Source organism: Pseudorhizobium xiangyangii (assembly GCF_020531965.1).
Lineage (GTDB): Bacteria > Pseudomonadota > Alphaproteobacteria > Rhizobiales > Rhizobiaceae > Neorhizobium > Neorhizobium xiangyangii.
In genome coordinates this window covers 67,438-83,959 of record NZ_JAJAWH010000012.1, presented here as the reverse complement: position 1 = coordinate 83,959, position 16,522 = coordinate 67,438, and the positions used below count along the sequence as shown (strand labels likewise).

Here is a 16,522-nt window from a genome sequence, read left to right as displayed (position 1 = left end):
AGGACGCTGCGCTAGTTTAGGGTCTGCACATCGTGCTTTGCGAAAACCGAATCGGGGTTTTCCGGGGCGATGCGCCAGGAAAGGATCACATCCTATGAGCATCGCATTCACGTTTCCTGGGCAGGGCAGCCAGTCCGTCGGCATGGGCAAGGATCTTGCCGATGCCTTTCCCGAGGCCCGCGCCGTCTTCGAGGAAGTCGATGACGCGCTCGGTCAGAATCTGTCCGACATCATGTGGAACGGCCCGGAAGAGACGCTGACGCTGACGGCAAATGCCCAGCCGGCGCTGATGGCGGTTTCGATCGCGGCAATGCGCGTGCTCGAAGCGCGTGGCCTCAAGCTTGCCGACAAGGTCGCCTATGTCGCCGGACATTCTCTCGGCGAATATTCTGCTCTGTGTGCCGCCGGCATGTTCACCCTTGCAGACACCGCCCGTCTTCTTCGTATCCGTGGTGATGCCATGCAATCCGCTGTTCCGGTCGGTGAGGGCGCCATGGCTGCCATCATCGGGCTTGAGCACGGCGACGTGGCGGGCATCTGCGACGAAGCGGTGAGCGCAGGAGTTTGCCAGATCGCCAACGACAATGGCGGCGGACAGCTCGTGATCTCCGGCTCCAAGGCTGCCGTCGAGAAGGCTGCTGGCCTGGCGACCGAGAAAGGTGCCAAGCGCGCCATCATGCTGCCCGTATCGGCACCATTCCATAGCGCCTTGATGGCGCCGGCAGCGGACGCCATGCGCCATGCCCTCGCAACCGTCGAAAAGCGTAATCCGGTCGTGCCGGTCGTCGCCAACGTCCGCGCCGCGCCTGTGACGGACGCGGGTGAGATCGCCGATCTTCTGGTGGCCCAGGTGACCGGCCAGGTGCGCTGGCGCGAAACCGTCGAATGGCTTGCCGCCAATGGCGTTGCCGATCTCTACGAGGTCGGCACCGGCAAGGTCCTGACGGGGCTTGCCCGTCGCATCGACAAGAACGTTTCCGGCGCGGCGGTCAATACGCCCGCCGACATCGAAACCGCACTGACGGCCATTCTCGGCTGATCCATCGAAGGGAATATGACCATGTTTGATCTGACCGGCCGCAAGGCATTGGTGACAGGTGCGACCGGCGGCCTCGGCGAAGAGATCGCTCGTACGCTCCACAAGCAGGGCGCGATTGTCGGTCTGCACGGCACGCGCGTCGAAAAGCTCGAAGCGCTCGCTGCCGAGCTCGGCGAACGCGTGCACATCTTCCCGGCCAACCTGTCCGACCGGGCAGAGGTCAAGGCGCTTGGCGAGAAGGCAGAGGAAGTGCTCGGCGGCGTCGACATCCTCGTCAACAATGCCGGCATCACCAAGGACGGGCTGTTCGTGCGGATGAGCGATGAGGACTGGGACGCGGTCCTGGAAGTCAACCTTACATCCACCTTCCGCCTGACCCGCGAACTGACGCACCCGATGATGCGTCGCCGCTTCGGCCGCATCATCAACATCACCTCGGTCGTTGCCGTAACCGGTAATCCGGGCCAGGCCAACTACTGCGCATCGAAGGCCGGCATGATCGGCTTCAGCAAGTCGCTGGCGCAGGAAATCGCCACCCGCAACGTCACGGTCAACTGCGTGGCGCCGGGCTTCATCGAAAGCGCCATGACCGGCAAGCTGAACGACAAGCAGAAGGACGCGATCCTCGGCGCCATCCCGATGAAGCGCATGGGCGCCGGTGCGGATATCGCTTCCGCGGTGCTCTATCTGGCCTCCACGGAGGCTGGCTACGTCACCGGACAGACTCTGCACGTCAACGGCGGCATGGCGATGATCTGACGAATGCCGTTCCTGCGGCGAATGCACTCGGCTGTGGGTGCCTCGCCGGGGAACAAATTCTGGCTTTGCGGAACATCGAAAGCATGTTAAGCGGGCCATGACTGTGGACAGTCGCCCCGAAATGCAGGCGATCATTGTGCTTTTGCGCACTTTATCGGAACCTGCGAAGGGTTGAACGGGTTTGCCCGCGTAGCCAGCTTTAAATGGCCAACGCAGGTTTTCAACAGGGTACGAATGCCATTGAGGCATTCGAGAAGACAAAGGTCGAGGAAACCGACATGAGCGATATCGCAGAACGCGTGAAGAAAATTGTTATTGATCACCTCGGCGTCGATGCCGACAAAGTCGTCGAAGGCGCAAGCTTCATCGATGATCTCGGCGCGGACTCGCTCGACACGGTCGAACTGGTCATGGCTTTCGAAGAAGAGTTCGGCGTTGAAATCCCGGACGACGCCGCTGATTCCATTCTCACCGTCGGCGACGCTGTGAAGTTCATCGAGAAGGCCCAGGCCTGATACCATTTCAATTGCGGGGCGATGCCGTTTGGCAGCCCCTATGGCGGCCCGCTCGTTCGGGCCGTTTCAGTAACTAAAACACGACAGACTTAGGTGGGACGCTGGCGATGAGACGGGTCGTTATCACCGGTACCGGCATGGTATCTCCGCTCGGATGCGGAACGGAAGTGAGCTGGCAACGGCTGATTTCGGGGCAGAATGCCGCGAATAAAATTACCGATTTCGAGGTCGAGGACCTGCCCGCCAAGATCGCTTGTCGCATTCCTTTCGGTGACGGCTCGGGCGGCACTTTCAATGCCGACGATTGGATGGAGCCGAAGGAACAGCGCAAGGTTGATCCTTTCATCATCTATGGCATGGCCGCCGCTGAGATGGCTCTCAAAGATGCCGACTGGCATCCGAAGTCCAATGAGGATCAGATCGCGACCGGTGTGCTGATCGGCTCCGGTATCGGTGGTCTCGAAGGGATCGTCGAAGCCGGTTATACGCTGAAGGAAAAGGGCCCCCGCCGCATTTCCCCCTTCTTCATCCCGGGCCGTCTTATCAACCTGATATCCGGCCAGGTCTCAATCCGCCACCAGTTGCGCGGCCCGAACCATTCGGTCGTAACCGCCTGTTCGACGGGCGCACATGCCATCGGTGATGCCGCGCGCCTGATCGCGCTGGGCGATGCCGACGTGATGGTGGCCGGCGGTGCGGAATCCCCTATTTCACGCATTGCGCTGGCCGGATTTGCGGCCTGCAAGGCGCTTTCGACGCACAACGAGGAGCCGCAGAAGGCTTCCCGACCCTATGATCGCGACCGTGACGGCTTCGTCATGGGTGAGGGCGCTGGCATCGTGGTTCTTGAAGAACTGGAACATGCAAAGGCCCGCGGTGCGAAGATTTACGCCGAAGTGGTGGGCTACGGGCTCTCCGGCGATGCATTCCACATCACGGCTCCGTCCGAGGATGGCGAAGGCGCCTTCCGTTGCATGACGATGGCGTTGAAGCGCGCGGGGCTGAACCCTGCCGACATCGACTACATCAACTCTCACGGCACCTCCACCATGGCCGACACCATCGAACTCGGGGCTGTCGAACGCTTGGTTGGCGATGCAGCGCCGAACATCTCCATGTCATCGACCAAGTCGGCCATCGGACATCTTCTTGGCGCCGCCGGTGCAGTCGAAGCGATCTTTGCGACGCTCGCAATCCGCGACAACGTCGCACCGCCGACACTCAATCTCGACAATCCCGATGTCGAGACGGCGATTGACCTGGTGCCGCACAAGGCGAGGCAGCGTGAAATCAACGTTGCGCTCTCCAATTCGTTCGGTTTCGGGGGAACGAACGCCTCCCTCGTCCTGCGCCGTTACGAAGCCTGAACATAGCGGGGCTGGTGGGGTTCACCGGCCCATCTACTGAACCTGTTTTTGCCGCATTGCTTGGTCAAATAGCGGTCACTACCGTGCATTCATGGGGGGCGCAGTGAACAACAGCAACCAGACGAGCGAAATGTCGCCAGGCCATGGCGGCGGCAGCGGCCCGATCATTCCGAAATCGCCCAATGAGGCCCTGAAGCCTGAACGCGTGCCGGATCCGCCGCGACGGTCGAAAAAGGCACGCAGCCAGCTGGTAATATTCCTGAATTTCGTGATGACGGCGGTGGTCATTGTCTGCGTGGTTGCAGTCGCTGGCTTTTACTACATGGTCTCGACCTTCCAGAAGGCAGGTCCGCTGGAGGCCAACACGCACTTCATGGTGCGGGCGGGCAATGGTCTGGCGGAGATCGCCAACAACCTCGAGCGCAACGGCATTATCTCCGATGCGCGCGTCTTCCGCTATGTCAGCGCGACCTATCTGCGCGACGGCGGCACGCTGAAGGCCGGCGAATATGACATCAAGGCCGGGGCTTCCATGAAGGAAATCATGGAACTGCTCGAATCCGGCAAGTCCATCCTCTATTCCGTCGTGCTGCCTGAGGGCCTAACCGTTCGTCAGATGATGCTTCGGCTCGCGGAGGATACGGTGTTGGAAGGTGAGTTGCCGGCAGAAATCCCCCCGGAAGGCAGCCTGCGTCCTGACACCTACAAGTTTTCCCGCGGCACCAAGCGTGCCGATATCGTCCAGCAGATGCGCGTCGCCCAGGAAAGGCTGATCGATCTGGTCTGGGAAAAGCGTGATCCGGACCTGCTCGTCAAGACCAAGGAAGAGTTCGTTACGCTCGCGTCTATCGTCGAGAGGGAGACGGGCAAGGACGACGAGCGCGCTCGCGTGGCCTCGGTCTTCCTGAACCGGCTTGAAAAGGGCATGCGTCTTCAGTCGGACCCGACCATCATCTATGGCCTTTTCGGTGGTGAAGGAAAGCCTGCGGACCGCCCGATCTACCACTCCGACATCCAGAAGGAAACGCCCTACAATACCTATGTCATCAAGGGGCTGCCGCCTGGGCCAATCGCCAATCCTGGCCGCGCTGCACTTGAGGCAGTAGCCAATCCGTGGCGCACGAAGGACCTTTACTTCGTGGCCGACGGCAGCGGTGGGCATGCCTTTGCGGAAACCCTGGATGCCCATAACGCCAACGTCCGCCGCTGGCGGCAACTGGAAGCCGAACGCGCTGACAGCGCCGAGTCGGAGTTGAGCGACGGCCAGCCCGGCGGCGACGAAGCCGAAAAGCCTTCCAACTGACGTCAAGTCCTGAGCGGAGAAGAGAATGAGCCCCCAGTCGATGACCGGTTTCGCCCGCAGCGAAGGCACCCACGGGCGTTACCGGATCGTCTGGGAACTCCGCTCCGTCAACGGCAAGGGGCTGGATCTGCGGCTGCGGCTGCCCCCAGGGCTTGAGCGCCTGGAGCCCGACGTGCGCCGGCTCGTGGCCGAGCGTTTCTCGAGGGGGAACATCCAGGCGGCGTTGAGCGTGGCGGCATCGGAAACGAAGCTCGAAGCCGTGCTGAACCGCGATGCGCTCGACGCTATCCTGGCGCTTCGTTCTCAGCTTGGAGACGTCATCGACCCTGCGCCTTTACGTCTCGATACGCTCCTTGGTATCCGCGGGATCGTGGATATCCGCGAGGCAGAGGATAGCGATGCAGCGGCCGCAGCCCGTGATACGGCCATACAGGAAGGCCTGGAAGGCGCGCTGGTGGCTTTGAAGCAGATGCGGGAGAGCGAAGGTGCCGCACTCGCAGAGGTGATGTCAGCACAGGTAACGCGGATTTCTGAGCTCGCGGCGGTGGTCGAGCAAGATCCTTCTCGTTCGCCCGAAGAGATCGCACGCCGGTTGTCGCAGCAGGTGGCTGCCCTGCTTCAGGATGGCGCGTCGCTCGATTCCACCCGTCTTCATGCGGAGGCGGCACTGCTTGCCACCAAGGCCGATCTGCGTGAAGAGATCGACCGCCTCAAGGCCCATGTGGCCGCTGCCACCGAGCTTCTCGAAAAAGGCGGGCCGATTGGCCGGCGGCTGGATTTTCTGGCACAGGAATTTAACCGCGAATCGAATACAATCTGTTCGAAGTCAAACTCGGCCGCGGTTACGAGCGTAGGCCTCGAGCTTAAAGTCGTTATCGACCAGTTCCGTGAACAGGTCCAGAATCTGGAGTAAAGCATGAACCCCGCGGCATCCTCGCCCGTCAAGATTGCCCGCCGTGGGCTGATGCTCGTCCTTTCCTCGCCGTCTGGCGCAGGCAAGTCTACGATCGCTCGCAATCTGCTCGACGACGACCACAGCCTCGAGATTTCCGTCAGCGTCACGACCCGGCAGAAGCGGCCGAGCGAGATCGCTGGAAAGCACTATCACTTCATCAGCGTGGCGCAATTCGAGAGAATGCGTGACGCCGGCGATCTTCTTGAATGGGCAGAAGTCCACGGCAATTTCTATGGCACGCCCCGCGAGCCGGTTGAGCAGGCGATGGCGGAAGGCCGCGATATGCTGTTCGACATCGATTGGCAGGGTGCGTTGCAGCTTCAGGAAAAGATGACGGCGGACGTCGTTTCGATCTTCGTGCTGCCGCCGACCATGACGGAATTGCAGTCCCGTCTGCATCGCCGTGCAGAGGATTCCGAAGAGGTGATCAGGACGCGGCTATTGAACTCTCGCTCCGAGATCGAGCATTGGCGCGAGTATGATTACGTCATCGTCAATGATGATCTGGACGAGGCGTTCGGCTATGTGAGCTGCATAGTCAAGGCGGAGCGTATCCGACGTGATCGCCGGCACGGCCTTTTCGATTTCGTGCAGGAATTGCTGACCGAAGAACCGAACCTCTGATTTCTTCAGGGAATCACGAATATCGGCTTTAACAGGCCGATGGCGTGGAGGTACTCCACAAGCTCTATCAGCGGATAAAGAACGAGGAAGGGCAGGCAGTCCCGTAGAGTGCGGGATAGCGCCCTGGCCGAGAACGTGACGCTCTCGGATGTCCTGTAGAGCCAGGGCCGCGGTATGATCAGTGGTGTCCGGACGGCATAATCGGCATAGATATCCCCGAACTTGGCTCTCAGGAATTCGGCTTCTCGTGTAGCGGTGTGGTGAAAGACCACGATGCCGATGGCAAAAAAGGCGGTTGCCAGTATCACCGAGCCGTAGACCAATCCGATGCCCAGAAGGCCCGTAAGGGAGAAGAAGTAGAGAGGGTTCCTCGTTACGGAATAGGGGCCGAGTGTCACGAGCTCCCGGTTCTTCTTGGATCCGATGTAGAGGATGCTCCAGAGCCGCCCCATGACGGCGGCGATCAGCAGGGCAAGTCCTGCGGTTTCCATCACCTCATGCAGCAGGCCTTCTTCAGAAATTCGAGGCCGGGTAAAGAGTATGACCGTGGCGACGCAGATCGACATGAGCCAGAGTGCAGCGAGCCGCAGCTTCTGGTTGAAAGGCTGGGGAAGCTGGGTGGTGGCGGACATGAGTGACCTGCTGATCCGGCAAGTCCCACATGAAAGCCATTAATAAGGCAAATTATTGTCGATCAGAGCGTGTTGGCGAGCGTCACGAATTCCTCGACCGACAGCGTTTCGGCACGCCGGGCCGGGTCGATGTCGGCCTTGTTGAGCAATGCTTCTCCGCCGAGCGGCTTCAGGCTCTGGCGAAGCATCTTCCGCCTCTGGCCGAATGCCGCATGCGTAATCCGTTCGAGCTTCTTGGCGTCGCAGGGAAGGGGCTGAGGACGGGGCGTCAGGTTGACGACTGTCGACGTCACCTTCGGCGGTGGCGTGAACGCCTGTGGCGGCACGTCGAAGACCATCCTGGCGTCGGTGCGCCAGCCGGCCAGAACACCGAGCCGTCCGTAGTGATCATCGTCTTCGTTGGCGACGATCCGTTGCCCAACCTCCTTCTGGAACATCAGCGTCAGCGATTCCCAAAACGGCGGCCATGTCGGTGGCAGCAGCCAGTTCACCAGGAGCTGTGTGCCCACATTGTAGGGCAGGTTTGCGATGATCTTGACCGGTCCTTCGGGTGCTATGGACGGCAAATCCACCTTCAGAGCGTCGCCTGCGATGACTTCGAGCTTGCCGGGGTAGTGATCCGAGATTTCAGCCAGGGCGGGCAGGCAACGGGAATCCCGTTCGATCGCGATAACCTTCTTGGCTCCAAGCGACAGGATTGCGCGCGTCAGTCCACCCGGGCCGGGTCCTACTTCGATGACAGTCACCCCCTCCAGCGACCCGGCGCTGCGAGCGATTTTCTGGGTGAGGTTGAGATCGAGCAGGAAATTCTGTCCGAGCGCCTTGCGCGCGTCGAGGCCATGGCGCTGAATCACGTCGCGCAGCGGCGGCAGGCCGTCCAGTGTTGCCATCAGGCAGGAACCTTTGCCGATTTCTCTGCCAGTTCGGCGGCCAAGGTCAGTGCCGCGACAAGGCTGGTCTCACGGGCAACGCCTTGTCCGGCAATGCCGAATGCCGTCCCATGATCGGGTGACGTGCGGATGAACGGCAGGCCGAGCGTGACGTTGACGGAAGTGTCGAAGCCCAATGCCTTGGCCGGAATGAGGGCCTGATCGTGGTACATGCAGATGGCGACATCGTACCGGCCACGAGCCTCGTCATGGAACATCGTATCCGCGGGCAGGGGGCCGAATGCGTGGATGCCTTCGCGACGCAGAGCGGTAATCGCCGGATGGATGATGTCCCGGTCCTCCTGGCCGATTGCGCCTTCCTCGCCAGCATGCGGGTTGAGACCCGCAACAGCAAGCCGTGGCTGGGCAATGCCGAATCGTTCCTTGAGATCGCGGTGTGCAATCCGGCATGTCTCGACGATCAGCTCTTCGGTCAACACGGAAGGGATGTCCTTTACCGGAATATGGATCGTCACCGGTATCGCGCGCAGCTTGGGGCCGGCCAGCATCATCACCGGCATCGCCTTTGTACCGGAGGCACGTTCGGCAAGATCTGCCAGAAACTCCGTATGACCGGGAAAGCCGAATCCGGACGCATAGAGGACGGACTTGGCAATAGGGTTGGTCACGACGGCCGCCGTGCTGCCCTGGAGTGTCAGGGAGACTGCTGTCTCTATGGCGCTGATGGTCCCGCGGGCCGTAGCGACATGCGCTTCGCCGGGAGCCACGACCGCACCGGCGGCGACCGGATAGACCGGAAGGCTCGCCGAAAAGATGGATTGTGCGCCTGCAGGATCGGTTTCCACAATCGGAACGTCGAGGCCCAGAAGCTGCGCCCGCGCAGCCAGAACGGTCGGGTCGCCGACATAAAGGAACGGTTGGAGCTTATGCTCTCGCCGCCCTGTCCAGGCCGCGAGGGTGATGTCGGGGCCGATGCCGGCAGGATCGCCCTGTGTGAGAGCAAGCGGACGATCAAGCAGCATTCATTTTCCTCGTATCAACGGTAGGCGATCTGGGCCTTGTTGCGCAGTTCCTCGAGGTATTTCTCCTCGTTCGGATTCTTGCCGGTTTCCTGTTGCTTGCCAAGATCCTCGGCACGGAAAACGACTTCCGCCGCATGGTCGTCCGAAACCTGGCGCTGATTGCATATGGCAAGGAATTCCACGCCGCGTGGAGTGACGAGCGTGCTTGTCGTACCGCTGGACGCCTTTTCAATCAGCGGTTTCCATTCCTCAGGCAGTTCGGGCGCAAGGACACGGCCAAGATCACGAACGGAAACGTCGAGCATGGTTGCCGCAAACTGCTTGGCCTGCTCGCAACCCGGGAACTTCCCACGGCTGTTCTCGGCTTCCGATTTCCGCTTGCCGAGAATTGCCTTCCGCTTGGAATCGGGAACCACAAAGATGATCTGTTGCAGGAAGTATTCGGTGGTTACCGGCTTCTGCCCGTTGTTTTCCATCATCCGCTTGACGAGATCTTCGGATGACATCCGGCCTCTGTTGCCGCCAAAGCGTGAATTCACCAGTCGTGGCCAGCTCATCTGGACGGCGATGTATCCCTTGAAGTGATCGGCGCCGACGCCTGCCTGGCTGAGAATGCTCGTCATCTGCTCCGGCGAAAGCTTGTTGCTTGCCGCAAAGCGAGCGAATGCCTTCTCGACGTCATCAGTACTGACCGACATCTTCACCCGTGCGATCTCGTCCCGTTTCAGGGCCTCCTCGACGAGCTGGTTGAGAGCAGTCTTGTTGTCGCCCTTCTGCCGTTGGAGACGCAGGAAGGCAACACGGCGTGCGACGTCGCTGCTGGTAATCGGCGTCTTGTTGACCACCGCGGCAATTTGGCTGGCAGCCTGCGCCTGCTGGTAGGATGGTTCGATGGCCACAGAGGCGGCAAGCGCCGCCACGGCTACGATAACCCTGCGTGTTGCTGTCATTGCAGACATGATACTCGTCCTTCTACGCGGCAGCCCCGCTGTGCTGCGGCCGCCAGCGCTCGTCTATCTAAAGTAGGTCGATCCGGTTGCACAATTCTTACGGCAAAACAATGGCCAGACCACTATTCGAGTGAAGTCGAGCCGATATCGATGTCGCCAAGAGTCCGGAACGTGATGCGCGCGCCGATAGACCAGTCGTTTGCATTGGTGCTGCTGGCCGGCTCATCGTTATAGGCGAGCGTGAAGATCGTGCACTCGTCGGCATAGGTGATTGCCAGACCGCGGCGGATGACCTCCTGCTCGTTCAGATCCCAGACTGCGGAACCGCCGAGAGACCAGTTCTCGTTGATACGGATCCCGCTGGCCGATTCGACCAGTTCGGTATCGACAATGGACCCATACTCCGGCTGCGCCTCGATCTGAGTGTAGCTCAGCGTCGTGCTGAACCGCGCGGAACTGTAAGAGATGGTTGCATCGGTTCGCTGCAGGTCGAAGGTCTCTTCGTCGAAGCGGGCGCCTGCCTGGAGTGTGATGCCGATCGGAAGATCGATCCCCGCCATCCCGACATAGTCGGAGGTATCCGTTTCGAGACCGGAATTTGCGCCGGCATGGACGAGGTCTTCCGTTGCAAACGAGTTCTGGCCTGCCAGGTGGAAGCTCTGGCCGACGATCCCGCGCAGGCCGATGCCGTTGTCGAACGAACCGGTGTATCGAAGGCCGACATTCGCACGCGTGCCGCCTTCGATACGATCGAAGCCGGAGAACTTGTCGCGCTCGAACAGCGTCGTCGCGTCAAATACGAAGCTCTGCGCGTCCTCGTTTGGAAGGCCGCCGGCCATCTGTTCGTCGGGCCGGACGAAGACCTGTGCAATCGGCTCGATGATGTGGCTGCTGTTTTCCGTCGTGAGGAGGAACGGATATCGTGCCTCGAGACCCGCGGTCACCATGTATCGAGCGTTGGCGCCGTCATCTTCGAAATCACCAAGATAGCCGCCGGGAGCCGAAGACGTATGCCGTATCGCGTCTCCGCGTGCAGCAAGGAGCGGCGTCAGAAGCAAGCCGCCCTCAGTCGTGAACATCCGCTTCCACTCGGCTTCGGTGGTGAAACGGCTGTACGCTCCTTCCAGCCCGGGGAACTGCGGCGTGAGGCCGTTGGATGAAAAGTCGTCTTCCCGACGGGAAAGGTTCGTCAGGTTTGTCGTGATTGAAAGCTCGCCGCCGGCAACCGGTTCGGGCGCGAAGTATTGGTAGTCAAGCGACGGATAGACGATCGCCTGTTGCTGCTCGAGCGTGTTCTCGTATGCGACGTCCTGGACGTTGAAGTAGAAGGCGCGCAGGTCGAAGTGGTTTCGCTTCCCCATTCCCGTCAGGTAGAACTCGTTCCGGAAGACGTCCTCATCGACGCCATCCAGCGAGTAGGTCTTCGAGAAGTTGTTGTCGCTCTGGACCATGACGTCCCAGCCGAACGTCCAGCGCGGATTGATTTCGAAGTCCGCTTTGGAGCCGGCCATGAAACGTGAATCGGCTCGCGCGTCACTGGACCCGGCATCGAACGAGCCGGGATCCCGCTGGTTGATTCCCGCGAACCTGAATGTGTGTTGGCCGGTCTCAAAACGGTTGCGGACCTCGCCCTGCAGCAGCAGTCCCTGACCTGTGTAGTAGGTCGGGCTCAATGTCGCGTCCATGTGAGGAGAGAACACACGGTAATAGGGAACCGTCAGCCCGAAGCCGAGGTTGTCGTCAATGCTCATCGTCGGGAACAGGAAGCCTGACTTCCGCTTCACCGTATGATCCGGCACCTCAAGGAAGGGCAGGAACCCGATCGGCACGCCGAACAATTCGAATCGTGCGTTTTCCAGGCGAACGGTATGGGTCTGGCCGTTCTGCACGACGCGCTGTGCCTTCACCTGCCAAAGCGGTGCGCGTCCCGGCTTATCGGCACAGGGCAGGCAAGCGGTGTAGACGCCGTTGTTCAGCACCATCAGGTCGCCGGGAAGGCGTTCCGCGCTCTCGCCGGCAATACGGGTATTGTCCGTCGTCTCGACACGCAGCGAGTTCAGAAAACCTTCGCTGAAGTCGTCCGTGACGTCCAGTTCATCCGCATAGATTCGGTTTCCATCGGGCTCGATGAGCTCGATGTTCCCGCGGGCAACAACCCGCCCGGATTGCTGGTCGTAATCGACCCGCTGCGCCACCATGCGGTAGCGGTTATAGTAAATCTGGACACCGCCAGTCGCGGAGACCTTCTGGGCATCCTGATTGTAGACGAGCTCGTTGGCGCGCAGAAGCATCTTTGCTTCGTCGTCCGCCACGTTCGCCAGCCCCAAACTGTTTTCTTGCGCGCGGGCAGACAGCGGCCCCATGCCATTCAGGCACACAGCTACACTCGCCAGCAGGACCGCAAGGCGCCGTCTGATATTTCCGCGGTCGTTTACCGCCACTAGCCATCCTCCTGGTGAAGCAGAATAGTCGCGCCGAGGGCCGTCGCGACAATCACCGGCACCCACACCGCCACCAATGGCGGCACGGCCCCGCTGCTCCCGAATGCTTTCACAAGCACGGTTACGACATAAAGCACGAAGCCGGAAACGATTCCACCCAGAATCACTGACCGAGATTGTGCGAAGCGACTGAATTTTAACGTTACTGTGGCCGCGATGAGAGTCATCGCAACAAGCAGCAGCGGCAGTGAAATGAGCGAGTGAAACTGTGTTTCCAGCGCTTTCGTGGGTAGTCCGAAGGATTTGCCCACCTCGATTTTTCGCGAAAGGTCAAAAAACGCAATGGTTTCAGGCTGCGACAGGCTTTCCTGGAGGAACTCCTGTTTCAGGTTCGTACTGACCTGTGCCGTCTCGATACGCACGGGAATTTCGCCCGGGCGATTCTCCATGACGTTGGTAAGAGACCAGTAACCATCTTCCAACTTAGCTTTGGATGCATCCTGTCGCAGGATCACGCGCCCGTCACCGTCGAAATGGATGACCACCACGTCGAACAGCTCGGTTCCCTCCGCCTCGTAGCTTTTGGCGCCGATAATGACGTCGTTTCCGTTCGATACCTGCCTGATCCAGGGAAGGAAGGTGGAGCGGGGTGCGCGGTTGCTGGCTTCGCGCCAGGACGCCTCAAGCGAAATCGATTCGCGCTGTCCCCAGGCTGCCAGTGGGTTGACCACAAGGATCGAGAAGAGGCCGATGAGGAAGGCGCCGGTGACAAAAGGCGTCATGAACTGCCAGACCGAGACGCCCGCCGCCCTTGTCACGACGAGTTCGTAACGGCGGTTGAGGGCGATCATCACCGTCATGCCGATAAACAGCGTGAGGGTGGGAACGGTCTGCAGGAAGATCAGCGGCGTACGCATGGCTGTGAACGCCAACGCTCCCGACACCGAGTACCCTTGCATGCTTGCCATGCGTCGGCTGGTTTCGCTGAAATCGGCAAGGAATATGATCGCGCAGACGCCCAGGAAAAACCAGATGGCCGTGACGATGTAGCGACGCAGGAAGTAGCGGCCGAGTGTCGAATAGATCATGCCCGACCTCCGGCCCGGTCGGCCCAGCGCTGCTGCGCGCGTTGCCAGAGAACTGTAAACAGGCGTGAGACGGCCTGCGGCATGCGGATTTGTCGCCGGGTGGCGAGAAGATAGATGCTGCCGCCGATCGTCGCCACCGGCAGCAGGTACATCAGGAAAATGTATGCCTCATCCTGTTTGACGAGGTTCTTGACCGAGAACCCGACCCAGCGCAGCGCGAAAGCGAGTATCAGTGCAGCAACCATCGGATGAAGGCGCGTCTGTCGGTGCGAGCGGGAATCGCCCGCGATGATCAGCGAGATGAGCGCGAACATGAACGGGAACAGCCATTCGGTCAGGCGCCCGTGCAATTCCGACCGATAACTTCCCGGCGACCCTTTTACATGCGGATCCGTCGGGTCGGGATTGAGCAGGAACCCGAGCGTGCGGTCGCCGGCGTTCAGAGAAGGTGCCTCTTCCCCGGACATCGCCGACAAGTCAAAGGCATAAGAGACAAACTTGATGATCGAGATGCGGCCGTCGGGGGTCTTTCGGTGAACCTCGCCGTCACGCATGGTCAACGACGTCCCGCTCTCGTCGATCGAACCTTCGCGAGCGTAGTAAATAAGGTCGAAGCTCGGATCCCGGCTGTCGACCACGAAAAGACCGGTCAGGATGCGTCCGGAATGACGCTCCGAGATCTGGACGTACAGGCCGTCTTCGATGCTGCGAAAAGTCTTCTCTTCGATGACCGAGGACAGAAGGTCGGCATAGGCCTCGGCAACCATGTGCCGGGCGGCGACGCGAGCGGGGGGCTCGACGAAGTTGGCAACGACGAAGGAAAACATGCTGAGGAAAGCCGCCAGCAGCAGGACCGGGCGATAGATGATGCTGCGTGACGCGCCGGCCGCATCGATGACCGGCAATTCCGAATCGTTATTCATCGCCGTGAGCGTCTGCGTGATTCCGATCGCCAGGGCAAAAGGCAGCACGACCGGAATGATTGTCGGCAGGATGAAGGTCGCGAGCGTCATGAACGAACCCATCGACTGGCCCGTATCCGTAACCAGGTTGATCCGACCCAGCACCTGGATCGACCAGATGATGGTCAGTACTGGCAGCAGGGTCACCAGAAACATCTGTATGATCCTGCGCAGTATGTAGATCTCGAGCAGCTTCATTGCGTCCTGGTGTCGTGGTTCGGGTCAATGGGCGACGCACGCGTGGCTGCGCCTATCTAAGCGATCGCCATAGGGTTGGCGACAGTGTTCCACTTACAATTTGTTTGCAAATGCGATTTTTTGACGGACTGTGTCATTTAGAAATTTTACGTTACGCGGGGCTTTCCTTCGCCCCGGATCGTCGGCGGTATCGGGCAAGCTCCGGCAAAAGCCAACGGAACGCTTGTCATCTCGTATGAAACAGTGATGATCCGCCGGAGTATCACCACGAATCTGGAGGGGACGATGTCAACCCAATATGAAATCGACTTTGCCGCATCCGCAACGTTGGACGGATCCCTTGCCGTGATGCTGCAGCTGGCCGGGCAGGATGCACCCGCCGGACTGGCGGATGCCGATCCTGAAAACGTGTCCGCGCGGGCGGCCAAGATCGCGAAATTCACGGCGAAATCCATGAGCACGCTGGATCTCATCGCGCCGCACGGGTCGAAGGCGGACCGCCTGGTCGTCCTTGGACTGGGTAAATTGGATGCGCTGACCGCGCATGACTGGCTGAGGGCGGGCGGTGCCGCCGCTGCAGGGTTCAAGGCCGCCACCCGGGTCGTCGTTTATCTCGATGCGCCGGGACTTCAGGTGGAGCCTGCCCTGGCTGCAGACTTCGCTTTGGGTCTTATGCTCAGAGCCTACAGTTTCGACGCGTACAAGACGAAGAAGAAGGATGACGAGGACAAGCCGCCGAAGAAGGTGGCCGTCACCATCGTCACCCGTGCTCATGCCGGAGCGAAAAAGGCGCTTGCCGAGGCCGAGGCGGTCGCCGGCGGTGTTGTGCTCGCGCGCGATCTGGTCAACCTGCCTCCCAACGTCCTCGGTCCGGTCGAATTCGCCGACAGGGCAAAGGCACTGGAAAAACTCGGCGTCCAGGTCGAGATCCTGACCGAGAAGGAAATGGGCGAGCTGAAGATGGGAGCGCTGCTCGGCGTTGCTCAGGGCTCGGTGCGCCCGCCGCGGCTTGCTGTCATGCAGTGGAAGGGCGGAAAGCCAAAAGAGCCGCCGGTCGCGTTCATCGGCAAGGGCGTCGTGTTCGATTCGGGCGGCATTTCCATCAAGCCGGGAGCCGGCATGGAGGATATGAAGGGTGACATGGGCGGGGCGGCGGCCGTAACCGGCCTGATGCACACGCTTGCGGCCCGCAAGGCGAAGGTCAATGTTGTCGGCATCATCGGTCTCGTCGAGAACATGCCGGACGGCAACGCCCAACGCCCCGGCGATATCGTGACGTCGATGTCGGGTCAGACCATCGAGATCATCAACACCGACGCGGAAGGCCGGCTCGTGCTTGGGGATGCCCTCTGGTATTGCAACGACCGTTTCAAGCCGCGCTTCATGATCAATCTGGCGACCCTGACGGGCGCGATCCTCGTTGCTCTGGGCAACCAGGCGGCGGGCCTCTTCTCCAATGACGACGAACTTGCGACCCGGCTTTCGGCAGCTGGCGAGGCGACGGGCGAAAAGCTTTGGCGCATGCCGCTTGGCAAGGAATACGACAAGATGATCGATTCCAAGTTTGCCGACATGAAGAACACCGGCGGGCGCCATGCGGGAGCCATTACCGCGGCACAATTCCTGAAGCGTTTCGTTGGGGACACCCATTGGGCCCATCTCGACGTCGCCGGAACAGCCATGAACTCGCCCTCCACCGAGATCAGCCAGTCCTGGGCCTCTGGTTACGGTGTCCGCCTTCTTGATCGTCTCGTAAGCGATCACTACGAAGGCTAGG

General features: G+C 60.5%; 15 protein-coding genes. 8 read left to right on the top strand and 7 right to left on the bottom strand.

Translation table 11 applies throughout. The annotated features are described in order from the left end of the window. Positions 1-94: 94 nt before the first annotated feature. From fabD to gmk, 7 genes are all read left to right on the top strand, one after another. Positions 95-1,039: an ACP S-malonyltransferase gene (gene fabD, locus LH464_RS12745; protein ID WP_226786766.1), complete on the top strand. Its 945-nt coding sequence runs from the start codon at positions 95-97 to the stop codon at positions 1,037-1,039. A 21-nt stretch (positions 1,040-1,060) separates the two neighbouring features. Beyond that, a complete protein-coding gene (gene fabG, locus LH464_RS12740) occupies positions 1,061-1,798 on the top strand; it encodes a 3-oxoacyl-[acyl-carrier-protein] reductase (RefSeq protein WP_226786765.1) in 738 nt (245 codons plus the stop codon). Between the two features lie 278 nt (positions 1,799-2,076). Further along, positions 2,077-2,313 (top strand): acyl carrier protein, encoded by a 237-nt coding sequence (locus tag LH464_RS12735; protein ID WP_003502080.1) that lies wholly within the window; start codon positions 2,077-2,079, stop codon positions 2,311-2,313. A 107-nt stretch (positions 2,314-2,420) separates the two neighbouring features. Continuing rightward, a complete protein-coding gene (fabF, locus tag LH464_RS12730; RefSeq protein WP_226786764.1) occupies positions 2,421-3,680 on the top strand; it encodes a beta-ketoacyl-ACP synthase II in 1,260 nt (419 codons plus the stop codon). A 130-nt stretch (positions 3,681-3,810) separates the two neighbouring features. Continuing rightward, positions 3,811-4,983, top strand: coding sequence for an endolytic transglycosylase MltG (gene mltG / locus LH464_RS12725; protein ID WP_226786849.1), 1,173 nt, complete (start codon positions 3,811-3,813; stop codon positions 4,981-4,983). A gap of 25 nt (positions 4,984-5,008) precedes the next feature. Continuing rightward, positions 5,009-5,896 (top strand): YicC/YloC family endoribonuclease, encoded by an 888-nt coding sequence (locus LH464_RS12720; RefSeq protein WP_226786763.1) that lies wholly within the window; start codon positions 5,009-5,011, stop codon positions 5,894-5,896. Between the two features lie 3 nt (positions 5,897-5,899). Beyond that, a complete protein-coding gene (gene gmk, locus LH464_RS12715) occupies positions 5,900-6,562 on the top strand; it encodes a guanylate kinase (protein ID WP_226786762.1) in 663 nt (220 codons plus the stop codon). A gap of 5 nt (positions 6,563-6,567) precedes the next feature. On the opposite strand, the gene LH464_RS12710 is transcribed toward gmk, so the two are convergent. From LH464_RS12710 to lptF, 7 genes are all read right to left on the bottom strand, one after another. Continuing rightward, positions 6,568-7,194, bottom strand: a complete 627-nt coding sequence (locus tag LH464_RS12710; protein ID WP_226786761.1) for a methyltransferase family protein — start codon at positions 7,192-7,194, stop codon at positions 6,568-6,570. A 62-nt stretch (positions 7,195-7,256) separates the two neighbouring features. Then, positions 7,257-8,084 carry a 16S rRNA (adenine(1518)-N(6)/adenine(1519)-N(6))-dimethyltransferase RsmA gene (gene rsmA / locus LH464_RS12705; protein WP_226786760.1) on the bottom strand — a complete coding sequence of 276 codons (828 nt, stop codon included), beginning with the start codon at positions 8,082-8,084 and terminating at the stop codon, positions 7,257-7,259. After that, on the bottom strand, positions 8,084-9,106 hold the full coding sequence (pdxA, locus tag LH464_RS12700) for a 4-hydroxythreonine-4-phosphate dehydrogenase PdxA (protein ID WP_226786759.1): 1,023 nt from the start codon (positions 9,104-9,106) through the stop codon (positions 8,084-8,086). The genes rsmA and pdxA overlap by 1 nt, the downstream gene beginning before the upstream one ends. A gap of 14 nt (positions 9,107-9,120) precedes the next feature. Then, positions 9,121-10,056: a SurA N-terminal domain-containing protein gene (locus tag LH464_RS12695; protein ID WP_226786848.1), complete on the bottom strand. Its 936-nt coding sequence runs from the start codon at positions 10,054-10,056 to the stop codon at positions 9,121-9,123. A 122-nt stretch (positions 10,057-10,178) separates the two neighbouring features. Further along, on the bottom strand, positions 10,179-12,497 hold the full coding sequence (locus LH464_RS12690; protein ID WP_226786758.1) for an LPS-assembly protein LptD: 2,319 nt from the start codon (positions 12,495-12,497) through the stop codon (positions 10,179-10,181). Next, positions 12,497-13,585: an LPS export ABC transporter permease LptG gene (lptG, locus tag LH464_RS12685; RefSeq protein WP_226786757.1), complete on the bottom strand. Its 1,089-nt coding sequence runs from the start codon at positions 13,583-13,585 to the stop codon at positions 12,497-12,499. Before lptG ends, LH464_RS12690 begins: the two co-directional genes overlap by 1 nt. Then, positions 13,582-14,745 (bottom strand): LPS export ABC transporter permease LptF, encoded by a 1,164-nt coding sequence (lptF, locus tag LH464_RS12680; protein WP_226786756.1) that lies wholly within the window; start codon positions 14,743-14,745, stop codon positions 13,582-13,584. The genes lptG and lptF overlap by 4 nt, the downstream gene beginning before the upstream one ends. A 285-nt stretch (positions 14,746-15,030) precedes the next feature. On the opposite strand from lptF, the gene LH464_RS12675 reads away from it, so the two are divergent. Beyond that, entirely contained in the window at positions 15,031-16,521 is a 1,491-nt protein-coding gene (locus LH464_RS12675) for a leucyl aminopeptidase (RefSeq protein WP_226786755.1), read from the top strand. Position 16,522 lies beyond the last annotated feature (1 nt).

Bases quoted from the DNA above. Each gene is read 5' to 3' on its own strand.
- fabD (WP_226786766.1), top strand. From the start codon at position 95: ATGAGCATCGCATTCACGTTTCCTGGGCAGGGCAGCCAGTCCGTCGGC.
- fabG (WP_226786765.1), top strand. From the start codon at position 1,061: ATGTTTGATCTGACCGGCCGCAAGGCATTGGTGACAGGTGCGACCGGC.
- LH464_RS12735 (WP_003502080.1), top strand. From the start codon at position 2,077: ATGAGCGATATCGCAGAACGCGTGAAGAAAATTGTTATTGATCACCTC.
- fabF (WP_226786764.1), top strand. From the start codon at position 2,421: ATGAGACGGGTCGTTATCACCGGTACCGGCATGGTATCTCCGCTCGGA.
- mltG (WP_226786849.1), top strand. From the start codon at position 3,811: ATGTCGCCAGGCCATGGCGGCGGCAGCGGCCCGATCATTCCGAAATCG.
- LH464_RS12720 (WP_226786763.1), top strand. From the start codon at position 5,009: ATGAGCCCCCAGTCGATGACCGGTTTCGCCCGCAGCGAAGGCACCCAC.
- gmk (WP_226786762.1), top strand. From the start codon at position 5,900: ATGAACCCCGCGGCATCCTCGCCCGTCAAGATTGCCCGCCGTGGGCTG.
- LH464_RS12710 (WP_226786761.1), bottom strand. From the start codon at position 7,194: ATGTCCGCCACCACCCAGCTTCCCCAGCCTTTCAACCAGAAGCTGCGG.
- rsmA (WP_226786760.1), bottom strand. From the start codon at position 8,084: ATGGCAACACTGGACGGCCTGCCGCCGCTGCGCGACGTGATTCAGCGC.
- pdxA (WP_226786759.1), bottom strand. From the start codon at position 9,106: ATGCTGCTTGATCGTCCGCTTGCTCTCACACAGGGCGATCCTGCCGGC.
- LH464_RS12695 (WP_226786848.1), bottom strand. From the start codon at position 10,056: ATGACAGCAACACGCAGGGTTATCGTAGCCGTGGCGGCGCTTGCCGCC.
- lptG (WP_226786757.1), bottom strand. From the start codon at position 13,585: ATGATCTATTCGACACTCGGCCGCTACTTCCTGCGTCGCTACATCGTC.
- lptF (WP_226786756.1), bottom strand. From the start codon at position 14,745: ATGAAGCTGCTCGAGATCTACATACTGCGCAGGATCATACAGATGTTT.
- LH464_RS12675 (WP_226786755.1), top strand. From the start codon at position 15,031: ATGTCAACCCAATATGAAATCGACTTTGCCGCATCCGCAACGTTGGAC.